Below are 15,866 nucleotides of genomic sequence, written 5' to 3' on the forward strand. Positions count from 1 at the left end.
TAAACTAATTGACATACTGTTGATATATTCCTATATCTATTTCTTTAATATAAGATAAAATTTCATCAATTCGGACACGATCTTCTTTTATCCTTACATAATGATCAATAAGCCAAAAATATTTATTAATAAGCCTTGGAAGCAATATACTTTCATTTATAGATCGATAAGATTTTTCTTTAAGCTCATTGCGTAAACTATAAACAGACTGCTTTAAATGACCAAGTTCAATAGGTCTTAATTCTCGCTTTATATTAAATACACCATTCAATGCACCATAAACAGGTATCCATTCCTTAATAAGAGTATCAGAAATATTCCTATCAATCTTAATAGCTTCTATTAACTTAAGTATCATTTCAGATTCAAGAGCATCTATATCTATCTTTTGGGGATTAATAAAAAAAGCTTCTCTAAATAAAACCTTAGCTTCTTTAATTTCATCAATAAGAGCATAAGAATCAGCAAGCTCAGCAACTACATCTGCATTCTCTTTCGCATCCCCTAATATCTGCAAAAAAACGGATATAGCCCTCTCATAATTCCCCATTCCCTTATAAGACTTAGCAATCTTTATTAAAATATCCAAGTTTTCTGGTTGTAATTTATATATATCTTTATATATAGTTAAGCATAATTGAAATATAAAATATTTAATTGAGTTTCGGCCTTGAACAAAATCAAAATTCATCTTTTTTAAATATCTTCTAGCAAAATTATTCCACTCTCTAACTAAAAATTCAGCCTTTTCATAGTCCTTATCTATCCGATCAAGACTTTCAACCTGACCACTCCAATATACAGAACTTTTTAAAGCAGTCAAAACCTCAATATTATCAAAATCAAGAGCATGTGCTTCTTCTGATTTCATTAAAGCTGTTTTAAAATCACCTTTTCTGAAGCTTAAATAAACATCCTTGATTAATTCCGCGATTTTTTCTGATGACACATTCCTACCACTTTAAAATATATATAAATCCCAAACTAGTTTATATAATTATAACATTAATAAGTTTTTAGTCAAACCAGCCTATTTAAAACCAAAAACAATATTCTATTTATTATTTTTTTAATATAGAATTTATGTAAAAAATGTTAAAAACAATCATCATGAGGATAGCTTCGATTTTATGGACATGGAAACTAACAAACTTATTAAGAAATCTATTCGCTATTATAACTCTCAAAAATATTCAGACGTAATAAAACTCTTAGAAAAGGAAATTTTCTTTTACAAGAATTACTACTTTTATCATTACATTTTAGGAATGTCTTATCTTCGAATAGGAAATTTAGGAAATGCTCAAACATATCTTAAAAAAGCTTATACTTTAAATCCAACAGAACCAGATGTTAAACAATCAATAGCAATATTACTAGCAGCCCAAGGGAAAGAAGACAAAGCTATACAAATATGGCTTAAAATGATAGAAGATAATCAAGCAATAAAACGATCAGAACTCTCCTTAGAAGTGATTAGAAAAAATCCCATTCAAGGGACATTATTCCTAAACAAAAACAAACTATATGCTAAGCTATTTCCAAAAATCAAAGTCAAAACAAAATATAAAATATCTAAATTAATAAAATTACTAACAATACCAAGCCTTGTATTTTTAGTAATATCAATACTCTTATTTACAAACTACAACGAAGTAATTAAACTGATATTAAAAATCAATCCTACATCACAAGAAAAAAAAGCTTTAAACAATATTGCAGCATATATTGATGATATTAAAATAAATGATAAAGAAAAAATTGAAAATCATGAAGGACAATTTGTGTTCATACTCACTGAAACTGAAATCAAAAATTCATTTCAAAAAATTAAAAATCATCTAAAAAAAAGTAAAGATAATTTTGCAAGAATTGAAATAAATAAGATATTAAACTCAAATGCATCAGAATCAATTAAACTTAAAGCCAAAAATTTAGCAAGTTTTATCTCAAGACCAGACTTTATTACATTCAATGACTATTTAACTTTAAAACAAATTCAAAAAAATCCATCAATTTACTCAAATGTATATGTAAAATGGGAGGGAATTACACATAATGTTGAAAAAAAAGATAACATAACTTACTTTGACTTTTATGTTGGATATAACAAAAATGTCCTTGAAGGAATAATAACTACAAAAACAAGTTTTGATATCGATATTGATTTCAAGGACTCTGTTGAAATACTTGGACAAATAGATTATGACTATAACACAAATAAAATAACTTTAAATGCAATCACAATACGCAAAATAGAGAGAAAAAATTAACTTTGTGACTATCATATAAAACCATTGAAGCTTAATTACTTTCTACTAAAAAGGTGTGCTTAAAAATTTATCATTCCCTTTAACAAATTTTATGGTCTCATCAAAAGACAATAACAACTCTTCCTTCTTGGTTAAGTCTCTTACCTTTATCTTATCCTCTTTATATTCCTCTTGTCCTATAAAAAATAAAAATCTTATAGCTTTATCAAGAGCATATTCTATTTGTTCCTTAATATTCTTACCATCCTTATTCTTTGGATATACCTCACAAGCAATATTATTTATCTTAGAATAATCATGTCTTCTAAATTTATCTGCAAGTTTATAATAATAGTCTTGCAATTCAGAGTCTATGTTAACAATTAATACCCTTGAACTGGCTTTAACAACAAATAATTTAATATAATTAAATTTATCACTCTCAATTATATGTTGAATCCTATCAACACCAAAAGATCCACCAACTCCTGACACTTTTTGCAAAGAATTAGAAAATAAGGACAATAAATTATTGTATCTTCCACCACTACAAATACTCCCTACATCAACGCCAGTCATCTTAGCCTCAAACACAAGTCCGGTATAATAATCAAGACCACGAACTATCTTAAGATTAAAGTTAAATGCATCTTGAATGCCTAATGCACTAAGATGCATAAAGATATCTTCAATTCTATTAATATCATCATTATGATCTAACATATCTTTTAAGATTTTCAATTTATCCCAAAAAGTTCCTTGTAAATTCACAAATTTTAATATTAAATCAACATGTGTCTCACTTAGCTTTGTCAGTAAAGTCTCTCTAACACTTTCAATTCCTATTTTATCTAATTTATCTATATTGCTCAAAATAAAAATATAATCATTTTTTAACCCCAATTTATCAATATAAGCTTTCAATATTCCAATATGAGAAAAGTTAATAACAAACCTTCTATTAATACCCTCTATAAAATTTAAAAAAATTTCTCCAAGACCACAATAAACAACAGATAAGATCTCAGCATCACCACGAAAAGTATCCTCACCTACTATATCAAAATCAAATTGCATAAATTCTCTATATCTACCCTTTTGAGTGTTTTCTCCCCTAAATACTTTCCCCACTTGAGATCTTCTAAAAGGAAATTTAATCTTATTTCTATTAGCAGCCATAAATCTTGCAAAAGGAACCGTTAAATCAAAACGCATAGAAACATCTCTATCTCCATTATCTTTAAATCGATATATTTGTTTCTCTACCTCATCCCCACCTTTTTTTAATAAAAATTCAGAATATTCAAGAATAGGAGTATCCATCAAATCAAAATTATATGAAGCAAGAACACTATGTATCTGCTTTATAATATGAGTACGAATCAACGCTTCTTTTGGCAAGTAATCTCTAAAACCTTTTAAAGTTCTGACATCCACTATATTTAAACCTCTACTAATTTAAAATTTAATCTTTTCATAATATAATATTATAAATATGAGAAGAAATTAATCAAACATTAATATTAAAATCTTGTACTCTTAAATGTTTATTACTTACAATAAGGAGCATGTAGTATTTGATGCATAAAAATTTTGCTAACAATTTAAGATTAAATACAATTCTCATAGTTTCACTAATAATAACATTATTAACTATTTATAAATATTTTATGCTAATGTCTTCTGCCAAAGAAATACCATATCTTCCTCAAAATACAAATTATATTTCAAGAAGAGGCAATATTTATGACAGAAATGGAAAAATAATAGCATTCTCTTCAAAATCACATTCAATAGGAACGGATCCAAATAAAATAAAAAATATCGTAAGTACATCAGAAACCCTTGGTGCAATATTGAAAATTGAACCCCAAACACTAAAAAAAAAATTGTCCTTAAAAAAAGGGTTCATATATATAAAAAGAAAAATAAAAAGAGAAGAATCTGAATTAATTAAAAGAATTCAATCAGAAGGAAGATTAAAAGACATCGTACTATATCCAGACTATACAAGAATTTATCCATTTAAAGAACTAACAAGCAACATTACAGGTTTTGTTGGAACTGACAATATTGGGCTTACAGGTATTGAACTATCCTTAAATAGCCTATTAAACGAAGATTTGACCAAACAAAAATCTATAAACGAAAAGCTATACACAAATAACATATACTTAACAATAGACATAGACCTGCAAAAAAATATAAATCAAATAGCAAAAAAATACTTTAAAGAAAACCAACCTGAAAACATGATTGCTATAGTAATGGATGCCAAGAATGGAGAAATTTTATCAATGCTTCAACTTCCACAATATGATGCCAATCATTATTCAAATTATCCTAAAGAAATATGGAATAATTTTGCAACCGCTCTCACCTATGAACCTGGAAGTATTAATAAAATTTTTACAGTAGCTATTTTATTAGAGAGTGGATTATTAAAATCAAATGAAAAATTCCTAGATAACGGTATATACCAAAAAAAATTTAAATCAGGTGAAATAGTTACAATAAAAACTCTAAATCCTCCTTATGACTATATCGATCCTAGTGGGATCCTCATTTATTCATCTAATGTAGGAATAGCTCACATTACAGATAAAGTAAGTAACGAATATTTTTATAACAAATTAATAGATTTTGGCTTTGGAGAAAAAGTTGGATTTCCTTTCCCTGGAGAGACAAAAGGCCTCCTAACTCACCATTCAAAATGGTCAGGACGAAGCAAAGCTACAATTGGCTTTGGACAAGAAATAGGAGTATCTGCTATTCAAATATTACAAGCTGCTAGCATACTAAGCAATGATGGAATTATGTTAAAACCTAAAATAATAAAAGAAATAAGTGATGAAGGAGGAAATGTAATTCAAAAATTTCAAAAAGAAGAACTTAAAAAAGTAATATCTACTCATACAGCAAAAGAAGTATTAAAAATGATGCGAGAAGTTGTAAATAAAGGAGGCATACCAAATCTTAAAATGAAAAATTTAAGCATTTCTGCAAAAAGTGGAACTTCTCAGGTAATTGATAAAAATACAGGCAAATATTCAGAAGAAGATTATACATCCTCAATACTTGTAATATATCCTACAGAAAATCCTAAATACATCATATATATTGTATACAGATATCCTAAAAAAATAATATATGGAACACGAATTGCTGCTCCAATGGCAAAAGAAATAATAGAATTAATTGAAAATCAAAATAATAAAAATGCATACAATAAAATTAAAATTTCTCCAAAAATTAGCATACCAAAAGTTACAATTAAACACGAAACAAAGGAAATCCTGCCAAACTTTAAAGGGTTGTCAAAAAGAGATCTGATGCAAATTTTAAAAAACTATACAAACATAAAAATTGAAATCAAAGGCAATGGCTTTGTATATAAACAATCTCATACACCTAATACAAAATTAAAAGATATCAATAAGCTTGAAATAACTCTAAAATAATTTAAGAAAATAAATTTTTTATCTCATTTCTATAAAAATCTAAAATATAATTACGTTTAACATCCATCTTAATAGACATCTCTTTACCTATCTCAAAAGGCTTTTCTAAAAGAACAAACTTTAATATTTGTTCAAAAGGTTTAAATCCATTAGCTCTATTAACAAGCTTGTTTATCTCATCACTAATAGCTTTAAGGACAATGTTATTTGCAACAATTTGTTGCCTATTTTGAGCATCAAAAATTTTCTGACCAATGCTCTCTAAATATTTATTTATTTCATCAAAATTAGGAAGAATTAATGCTCCTAAAAATTTTTGATCCTGACCCACAACAACTGCTTTTTCAATCAATAATGATTCTTCAAGCTTAATTTCAATTGGCACAGGTTCAATATTCTCTCCATTGTTTAAAACAATAGTATCTTTTTCTCGCCCTATTATCTGAACAACATTATCCTTTGACAAATTAACAATATCACCTGTATTTAAAAATCCATCAGGCCCAATAACCCGACTAGTAGCATTTTTATCTTGATAATACCCAATCATAACTTGAGGACCCTTAATAAATAAAATCCCCTTACCTGGCTTACTAAGCTTATTACCATTTTCATCCCTAATCTCAGCAACAGTTTCAGGCAACACTTTACCACAAGTACCAAGAATTAACTTTCCATACTTATTAGATGCAACACCTGGAGATGCCTCTGTTAATCCATAAGCATTAGCAAGATTAATGCCAATCGCATTAAAAAATCTAACAATAGATAAAGACATACTGCCCCCACCAGTAATCCCAACAATAAAATTATTGCCCAAAAATTTTCTTATCCTTTTAAAGATAAGAAAATCTCCCAAACTTCTAAGTGGAAATAAAACTACCAAACCCAAAATTCCTAAAAATTTTTTTATAGGTACCAATAAATCAAAGCCATTATTAGGGTATAATCCTAAAACTATTCTATGACAAATATCATATAAACATGCTACTTTAACAAAAGTACTAAATAATAATCTTGCTAAAAATGACTTCTTGGAAACTTCCTTGAGTATATTATGCCTTATTGCAATCCAAAGTCTAGGAACAGCAGCAAGATAATGAGGATTAATATTTTTAATATCATCAAGTATAATCCTTGGAACAATACTTGAAAATAAACAAGTCATACCTTTAAGAAAAATATTATAAGAAAAAGATCTCTGAAATGAATGCCAAATTGGTAAAATACACATAAATATTTGTCCCTCACTAGCATTAACCATCCGACTAAAACTAGATACCTGATAAAGAAAATTAGCATGAGAAAGCATTACTCCTTTAGGTTCCCCTGTGGTACCAGAAGTATATATTATTGTTGCCATATCATCAGGACTAATATCATTTACAATTTCAATAATCTTCACATCTTGTCTTGCATCATCTCCAATTGAAAGAGACTCTTTATAAGTATAAATTTTAAAATCACTAAAACGTTTTTTATCGTTTTCACTTAAATCGTCAATAGTAATAATGATAGGCTTAATTTTCAAGTTAACATGCATAATCAAATCAAGAATATTTAGATTTTCCACTATTATTATATTTGGCATAACAGCATTAATGATTACTTCAGCCTCAAAAGGAGTAATATCAGTTCCTTTTGGAACATCTACAGCACCTAAAGCTAAAATTGCAAAATCTATAACACTCCATTCAATTCTATTCTCAGAACAAATAAATACTTTATCTTGATATCCCAAGCCCATTTTTTTTAAGAATGATGCAAATTTCAAAACATTATTCTTTAACTCCTCATAAGTAACTTTGAAATAATCTTTATTACTTACTCTATATATTTGTGCAATTTTACTGTTATGCTTTTCAGCAATTTCAAAAAAAGCTTTTACTAAAGACATATCACTCTACTCTATCTCACACCTAAATAACACTTATAATGCTAGTAATATTATAACACTCAAAACAATAAAATCCTAATTTAAACTTTAATTGACTTGTGTAATATTTCAAAATATTTATTTATATCATTAAGAATAAAAAAAGCTAATTGCCTATAATAAAAAATTTAATTCCTTCAGTAGGGTATTCTTGTTTTAAAATATCAACAATACTTCTTAATCTCTCTATAACAATTAATTTCTCAGTATAAATTATAAGAATAAAATTTTCCCCTGGCCAAACCCCATCACCTTGCTTTTTACCCTTTCTTCCTTTACCATGAACGTCATATATTTGAGAATAATATATATTTTCACCAAAATCATTTTCTATCCTATTAATATGTTCATGAAGATCAAACTCTAAAGACAGATTAGAAATTATTTCTACTCTATACACATACCCTCCTAGTCTTCATTCTCATCAATAAAAAGATTATTAAAATTACTCTTAGTCTTAGCTTTGTCCTTAATATTATTTTTGGGAATATCCATGTCATTTGCGCCTTGATCGTTATTTAAAGAACTCTTAACACATTTTTTAGAATTAATTCTGCCAATAACAACAAAAAATTTAAAAAGAATGAAATTCTTTACAGAAAGATTAGAAAAAATTTCAAAAATCATAGGAATAAAAAATAAAGTCAATAACGTACTAGCAATCATTCCACCAATAAAGGTAAAAGCAATTGATCTTACAAAAGCATTCTCACTTGAATCTGAGAACGCAAGAGGAGATAGCCCAATTATTGATGTTAAGGCAGACATTAAAATTGGTCTAAATCTAGAACGACCTGCTTCAAGCACAGATTCTCTAAGACTAAATCCCCTTTTAATCAATAAATTAATGTAATCTACAAGCACAATACCTGTATTAACAACAATCCCAACAAGCATAAGCATACCAACAGCAGTAAAAACAGAAACATGTTCTCCTGATATAAAATAAATCAGTGAAACACCTATTAATGTTAATGGTATTGTAAAAAGGATAATGAATGGCTTTAATAGAGACTCAAATTGTGCTGCCATAACTCCAAATACAAGCAAAATAGCCATAAAAATTAGTATTATAAAATGCTGTATATACTTCACAAATGAGCTGTATTCTCCTTCAAACTTAACTAAAATATCATCCTTTTTGGGAACCTTATTAGTTACAAAATCTACTACATTTTTTGTAATCAAAGCTAGATTTTCATTTGGAGAAATATTTGATGTAAGTGTAACTACTAAAGATTGATTTTCCCTTACAATATCATCAAATCCTTTTGTTTTCTTAATCCTCACTATTGAAGATATAGGAATTTTAATACCAGCTGAATTCATAACAAACATTTTATCCAAATCACTCAAACTAACAATATTGCCTCTATCAAGCTTAAGAACAATATCATAATTTATTCCGTCTTGATTATATTTTCCTAATAAAAGTCCATCAATATTACTCTTAATCTCTTTTGAAAGCTCTTGTAGGCTAATTCCATAAGAATAAGCCTTTTCTCGATCTATTTCTATCTCAATCTGAAGATTTTCTTTTATGTCAAGCTTGGGATTAACAAGTTGTTTGGGAAATTGTTTCTTTAAAAGACTAACTAACAACTTCCCATATCCTATTGCATACTCAAAATCAGAAGCAATAATTTTAATATCAATAGAAGCACCACCACCATAAGCAGTTCTTTCTGATGAAGTATTAAAAATAAGGTCAGGATAAAGGTTTTTAACACGTTCTAAAACTTTATACTTAATATTTCTTTCTTCCTTAATAAGTCTTCTACTATTCTCTTCCTCTAAGGAAAATGTGAAGCTAAAGAAAAAATTTTTTGGACTTACTGAAGACCGAATACTCTTATAACCTTTAATTTCACTTTTCAAAATTTCTAAAACTTTATCTGAATAAAATTTTGAAATTTCCAAGTTCTTTTCATTAGGAAAGCTAAAATCAAAATTCATAGAAGAAGAATGAATTTCAGGAAGAAAAGATACCTTTAAAAAAGGCAATAAAACCAAACTTAAAATAAAACTAAAAAGAACAATAAGCGAAAAAATTATTTTGTGAATTAAAACATATTTTAGCAACTTAAGATAAAGCTTTTCAGAAAACAAATAAATCCCATAAAAAAAACTATCAACCTTTCTAATAAATTTATTCTTGATGGGTTTTTGAAAAGTAGTATAAAGTCCAACATAATAACTTGAAAGAACGGGAACTAAAAAAACTGCAACAAATAAAGAGGCTGCCAAAGATACAACAACAGTAAAAACAAAATCCCTAATAAAATCACCTATTAAATCTAATTCAGCCTTAAAAATAAGCATAGGAAGAAACACACAAATTGATGTTAAAGTTGCAGCCATAATGGGCAACATCACTTCTTGTGTTCCAAAAATAGCAGATGAAATGAGTTTGGCTCCTTTTTGTCTATATTTATAGATATTATCTATTACAACAATAGAGCAATCTACAAGCATACCAACACTCAAAGCAAGACCTGAAAGACTCATAACATTTAATGAAATATCTGCAAAATACATTAAAAAAAAAGTAAAAACAATAGCAAATGGTATGGCAATTCCAATAATAATAGTTGCTCTAAGACTTCTTAAAAAGAAAAAAATAATGCATAATGAAAGCAATGCACCAGAATAAGCTGCATTAGAAACAGACAAAATAGACTTTTTAATAAACTCAGAAGCATCATGAAAAACATCTAAAGATATATCCTTTGGAAGTGTAAGCTTTGTTTTTTCAATCTCTGCTTTTATTTCATCTGAAACAATAACTAAATTTGCATCACTTTGTTTTTTGATAGATATATTAATAGAAGGCTTACCATTATAATGAACATAAGTTTGTAAATCATCAAAGACCATCTTAATATTTGCAATATCCCTTAATCTAATTTGAGCAAGAGAACTACCATCTAAAACATAAGTACTTGGATTTTTATAAGAAATAACTACATCTCCCAAGTCCTTAAACGAACTAAATTCTCCAGATACTTGTGCTTGATATCGCAAATCATTGTCTAATAACTTACCAACTGAAAATCCAAAATTTTGAGACAAAATAAACGGCGCTATTTTTGATAAAGTAAGTCCATACGCCTCCAACCTATTTGGAGAAACCTCAACTAAAACTCGTTTAGTCTCCCCTCCATTAACCTCTATACTTCCAACTCCATTAATCCTTCCCAATTTAGGCTTAATAATATTATCCACATATCTCTTAAGTTCTATAAGGGGTCTATCTGCATATAAAACAAATGATAATACTTCTAAATCTGTTGGATTACTTCTATAAACTTTGGGTAATCTTGCTTTTTCAGGAAGCAAACTTTTTGAAACCTCAATTGCATCCCTTATCCCATTTAGAGCTAAATCTACATTGGTTCCACGATAAAATTGAACGTAAATACTGCTACCACCTTTAAAAGAAATACTTTTTATTGTTTGCACATTATTTATTAAGCCCAGATTGCTCTCTAAAACACTAGTTACTGTCTTTTCAATTTCTTGAGCAGATACTCCTTCCCCATCATAGACAGTATAAATAGCTAAATTATTGTCTTCAACAACAGGTAGCAAATCCATTTTTAATCTTGAAAAAGCATAAATGCTAATTACAATCAATAACGAAAATAATATTAACATCGTTATTGGCCTACCAACAACCTTTTTTATTAACATACAAAAACCTCAAAAATTAAACATTGTCTTCAACAGCAAGTCCATCTTGAATGTCCACTATATCTACACCAACTCCATCAGAAAGAGAAGAAATACCCTCAATAACAATTAAATCATCAGCATTAACACCTTCTTTAATAGAGGCAATATCATCTACCTCGAAATCTATTATCGGAAAGACTCTTTCAACGGTTTTTTTAGCTTTATTTAACTTAAATACACAAAGTTTACCTTCTCGCTCAACAAATGCACGTCTTGGAATTTTGACCGCATTTTTTAAATGATTAGTAATAAGCTTGATCTTGGCAAACATACCAATAATCATTTTATTTTTATTATTTCCTATAGGTTCAAGATATACTGCAGCAGTACGACTCTTAAAATCCAAAATAGGGGATACTTCTGAAACTTTTGCTTTAAATTTTTCATTCGGATAAGATTGAAGCTCAATAACAGCATCACTACCAACCTTAACATCCAAAACATATTTCTCAGAAATATGAGTCTTAATCTGAATTGTATCTATTTTACCTATTAAAGCTATACTTTTTTGAGGTCTAACTGTTTCTTCAATTTTACAATTAACAGATAAAACATATCCAGAAATTGGGGTTATCACTGAACTTTTTAAATAAAAAGAACCCGGTTTTGAGGGATCAAGTACTGCAATTACTTGTCCTTTTTTTACATAATCTCCAAGCTTAATGTTAAGAGACACTATTTTACCCATAACACTTGGGAAAACCTCGGATTTAACTTTCGTATCTATATCTCCATTTAAAGTAAGATAATTACTCAAAATCCCCCTTTGGGCTTTAATAAGAATAACTGGAAATTTATTAGAAGACTTATTGGAATTAGAAGGGATACTAATATCTTCTTGTAAACCATCATTAATAGCATTCTTACTACAAGAAAAATCCAATAACAAAGATAATAAAATTAAAAAAAATAAAAAATGTTTTAAATAAAATCGAATATTAAAAATAAAATACAAAAATATCCTCCTATCAACTATCTAATTCACCTATTAACTCCTTATATTCAAGTATTATATTGGCATAATTTAGTTTATCTTTTATAAATTGCAAATCACTCTGTTTATAGGAAGTCTCGATGTCATTTAATTTCACAAGTTCTAAGGTACCTTTATTAAAAGCCTTAAAAGCCATCTGATAATTCTTTTTAGATATTTCCAAATTTATCTTGGAATTATCTAAAATAGATTTATATAGTCTTACACTTTTACGCTTCTGAATAATATTAGATTTAAATTCACGAATCTTATTTTTTATTTGATTATCTAAAATATGTAACCGATAATCTTGCTCCCATATTCCTGCAAAACTCTTTGAAAATGGTAAAGTTTCACTCAAACTATAAGTTAATCCCAAAGAAACTTGAAAACCCTGATTGGAAAAATTACTAAAACCATTACTAAAAGAAACACCCCCAGGAGAATAAGACACTGAAAATGAAAATTTTGGCAAGAAAGTATCTAACCAAATACTATGAAGCATAGCTTTCATAATTTGAGCAGAACCATTTAACTTTTTCAAGTCCAAAGACTCATTAAAATTTACTATTTTATCAAATAATGAAACATCTAATATTTCATCTGATAATTCTCCTATAGTCTCAAAATCTTGAGCAACATCTAATCCTAATAATAATTTAAATTTTTCTTTTATCCCTTCAAACTCAATAATGTGCTGATCTAAATCAGGTTGAGACTTGCTATACTTTAATTTAGCATCAAGATAATCTATTTCAGAAATAATCCCATTCTTATAAGCAATACTTGCTTGCTCAAATTTAATTCTGCTATTTTCAAGCTGACTTTTCAAAACTTCAAAAATATTTTTGAAAGCTATTAATTTATTATATGTTTTAAGAACAGTTAACTTAATGTTTTGAATAACTTTTTCCCTGTTAAGTTTAAAAGCCTCATAATTAAGAATAGCAAGCTTAATTTTACTAAAATCAGATGCAGATATTAAAAAATTAGCAGAAATACCAAAACCTAACTGCCAAGGTGAACTACTTACTAAATTAGACATAAAAAATTGAGGACCTGAAAAACTTGTACTAATATTTAAATTTGGAATAAAAATATTCCAAGCAGTATCTCGATGTAATTTTTTTATTTTTTCTTCGTACTCAGCATTTTTAATATCTAAACCGTTATTTAAAGCCATACGAACAGCATTTTCAACCGATATTTGCATAACCTCTGCATAAGATGAAAATGGAAAAATAAAAACTAGAATTAACTTCTTAATATTCACTTCCACCCATACTCCCCTATAGATACATACACATACAGAAAAATATTTTGTATAAAAATAACTAGTAAAATTACTATATCATAAATTTAATAAATATAATGATAAAATTACATTACTATGATGAATATCTTAACGAAACTTTTACTAGTGCCTAACTTGGTACTTATATTATTAATTAAAATATATCAACAAACTTTTTCCAAAATTATTGGCTTTCAGTGCATATACAAACCCAGTTGTTCAAATTACGCATTAGAATGTCTAAAACAATACAACATCATAACAGCTTCAATTCTAATTACACTAAGACTCATTAGATGCAATGCACTATTTAAAGGGGGTTTTGAAACAATATCAATTCAAAATCCAATATTAAATTCATTAAAGGAATTTAAAAAAAGATTAATCAAATAAGATTTTATATTTATCTGGAACCCAATTTTTAACATAATTTTTATGAATATCAACAAATTCAACAGCATTCCTATATTCGTGTCCAGATTTTTTATAATTTTTCTCTATTAAAGGCAACAATAAGTCATCATTCCAATAAAAATTATCAAACAAATAATAAGCATCAGGATCATCCTCCTTAAGTCCAATTCTAACAAGAGAATGAATACTCTCAGGCCCTCCCATTGCCAATAAAGGATCATCTAAAAATTTAATGTCATATTCGGCAAATGCCCAATGGGGCTTCCATAAAGGAACTAAAATCCACTCCTTTCTTTTAATAGCAGACTCTAAACTTGAAAGCATTACGCTTTCACTTGAAGAAACAAGTTCATATTCTTTATCTAAACCATAAATATTAAGTGTCTTTTCAACAGAAAGTTGTGTTCCAGCTCCTGCATCTATTCCTACAATTCTATTTTTAAACTCAGAACCTCTACCTTTAAGCTCAACAATACTTGATATTGTTACATAACTTGGCACTACAAACCCTTGTAATGTACCCTCATAATTAGCGCCAAGATCGACAAATTTATCTTTAAATTTTTCATAATAAAATTTATCAGCCGTAGGAACCCATGCAGACACCATACCATCTACCTGTCCGAGTGCTAAATACTGATACATTACAGATGTTGTAACAGGAAATATCTCAGCTTTATATCCTATTTTTTCAAAAACAACTTTCATAATATTAGTAGCAACTGTTTCTCCTATCCAATTAACATAAGCAATCTTTATTAATTTCAAATTTTTGGAGTTATTATTATTAAGACTATCATCCTTATCACAAGAAAATAAAATTAAAATCAAACTTATAAAAACAGATATCAATAAAACTCTCATAACCCAATTCTCCTATTAATGTATAAAAACAAAATTATTCTTTATTATACATTTCTAAAAACCTTTTGAATTTATTTTCCTTTTTTGTTCCATAATTATCAGTATTTAAATAACTGAACTTAATAAAAATAGCCTGCATAATTCTATCTAAGATAATAGCTATAATCACAACAGCTAATCCAGATATTAAACCTTCACCAAAATTTAATCTTTCAACAGAATATATTACTGTTCTACCAAGCCCTGATGAACCAACCATAGCTGCAATTACTATCATAGAGATTGCCATCATTATTGACTGATTAATTCCCTCAATTATACTTTGAAGCGCCAATGGCAACTGAATTTGAAAAAGAATACGAACATTACTACTTCCAAAAGATTTTGCAGCTTCAATGACTTCACTTGGAACTTGAACAATTCCAAGCCTTGTATATCTAATAACAGGAGGAATAGCAAAAACTATTGTAGCAAAAATAGCTGAAGGTGTACCCATGCCAAAAAAAGGTATAGCTGGTATTAAATAAATAAACGGAGGCATGGCCTGCATTAAATCAAGAAATGGTTTCAAAAATACATAAAATTTTGAATAATATCCACCTAAAATACCTATCAAAATTCCCCAAATTACTGAAAAAAATACAGATACAAAAATAATTGATATTGTATCCATTGAAACTTCCCAAAGATTAAAATACAAAATAAAGCAAAAACCTAACATAATCAATAAAGCTAATCTTTTCTTTAAAAATAAAAAACTTAAGACACAAATAATAACAATAAAAAGGACAGGATTAATAAAAAGAAATAGACTTTTCAAATTTTCATAAAACCAAATGACAACTTTTGCAAATCCTATGCCATTAGAATGAGAAAAATTATCAACAAAAAAACTAAAAGCTTTATCTATATTAGAAACTATGGAATCTCTAGTCAT

At 27.8% G+C, this 15,866-nt stretch carries 12 protein-coding genes; 3 read left to right on the forward strand and 9 right to left on the reverse strand.

The genetic code is table 11. From position 1 onward, the window contains the following. Window positions 1-4 precede the first annotated feature (4 nt). Window positions 5-949, reverse strand: a complete 945-nt coding sequence (locus K5563_RS00685; RefSeq protein ID WP_221037101.1) for a tetratricopeptide repeat protein — start codon at window positions 947-949, stop codon at window positions 5-7. A gap of 187 nt (window positions 950-1,136) precedes the next feature. On the opposite strand from K5563_RS00685, the gene K5563_RS00690 reads away from it, so the two are divergent. Next, a complete protein-coding gene (locus K5563_RS00690; protein WP_221037733.1) occupies window positions 1,137-2,273 on the forward strand; it encodes a hypothetical protein in 1,137 nt (378 codons plus the stop codon). Window positions 2,274-2,318: 45 nt separating this feature from the next. On the opposite strand, the gene hisS is transcribed toward K5563_RS00690, so the two are convergent. Beyond that, entirely contained in the window at window positions 2,319-3,689 is a 1,371-nt protein-coding gene (gene hisS, locus K5563_RS00695) for a histidine--tRNA ligase (protein WP_221037102.1), read from the reverse strand. A 143-nt stretch (window positions 3,690-3,832) separates the two neighbouring features. Here hisS and K5563_RS00700 point away from each other — a divergent pair, with 143 nt between their 5' ends. Further along, window positions 3,833-5,713 carry a penicillin-binding protein gene (locus tag K5563_RS00700; RefSeq protein WP_221037103.1) on the forward strand — a complete coding sequence of 627 codons (1,881 nt, stop codon included), beginning with the start codon at window positions 3,833-3,835 and terminating at the stop codon, window positions 5,711-5,713. Between the two features lies 1 nt (window position 5,714). Here the strand turns inward: K5563_RS00700 and K5563_RS00705 are convergent, their stop codons facing one another. The 5 genes from K5563_RS00705 to K5563_RS00725 form a co-directional block, all read right to left on the reverse strand. Continuing rightward, on the reverse strand, window positions 5,715-7,610 hold the full coding sequence (locus tag K5563_RS00705; protein WP_221037104.1) for an AMP-binding protein: 1,896 nt from the start codon (window positions 7,608-7,610) through the stop codon (window positions 5,715-5,717). A 145-nt stretch (window positions 7,611-7,755) separates the two neighbouring features. Continuing rightward, the gene (locus tag K5563_RS00710; protein WP_221037105.1) at window positions 7,756-8,049 is read right to left on the reverse strand and encodes a PG0541 family transporter-associated protein; all 294 of its coding nucleotides are present in this window, start codon (window positions 8,047-8,049) and stop codon (window positions 7,756-7,758) included. 8 nt (window positions 8,050-8,057) lie between these two features. Next, window positions 8,058-11,342 (reverse strand): efflux RND transporter permease subunit, encoded by a 3,285-nt coding sequence (locus tag K5563_RS00715; protein ID WP_221037106.1) that lies wholly within the window; start codon window positions 11,340-11,342, stop codon window positions 8,058-8,060. A gap of 16 nt (window positions 11,343-11,358) precedes the next feature. Next, window positions 11,359-12,339 (reverse strand): efflux RND transporter periplasmic adaptor subunit, encoded by a 981-nt coding sequence (locus K5563_RS00720; RefSeq protein WP_221037107.1) that lies wholly within the window; start codon window positions 12,337-12,339, stop codon window positions 11,359-11,361. A gap of 13 nt (window positions 12,340-12,352) precedes the next feature. Further along, complete coding sequence (locus tag K5563_RS00725) at window positions 12,353-13,570, reverse strand: TolC family protein (RefSeq protein WP_221037734.1); 1,218 nt, start codon at window positions 13,568-13,570, stop codon at window positions 12,353-12,355. Window positions 13,571-13,750: 180 nt separating this feature from the next. Here K5563_RS00725 and yidD point away from each other — a divergent pair, with 180 nt between their 5' ends. After that, on the forward strand, window positions 13,751-14,044 hold the full coding sequence (gene yidD / locus K5563_RS00730; protein WP_221037108.1) for a membrane protein insertion efficiency factor YidD: 294 nt from the start codon (window positions 13,751-13,753) through the stop codon (window positions 14,042-14,044). Here yidD and K5563_RS00735 read toward each other — a convergent pair. Continuing rightward, the gene (locus K5563_RS00735) at window positions 14,033-14,929 is read right to left on the reverse strand and encodes a glycine betaine ABC transporter substrate-binding protein (RefSeq protein ID WP_221037109.1); all 897 of its coding nucleotides are present in this window, start codon (window positions 14,927-14,929) and stop codon (window positions 14,033-14,035) included. The genes yidD and K5563_RS00735 overlap by 12 nt on opposite strands. 34 nt (window positions 14,930-14,963) lie before the next feature. Beyond that, on the reverse strand, window positions 14,964-15,866 hold the full coding sequence (locus K5563_RS00740; RefSeq protein WP_221037110.1) for a proline/glycine betaine ABC transporter permease: 903 nt from the start codon (window positions 15,864-15,866) through the stop codon (window positions 14,964-14,966).

The organism is Borrelia sp. HM, assembly GCF_019669085.1.
Taxonomy (GTDB): Bacteria; Spirochaetota; Spirochaetia; order Borreliales; family Borreliaceae; genus Borrelia.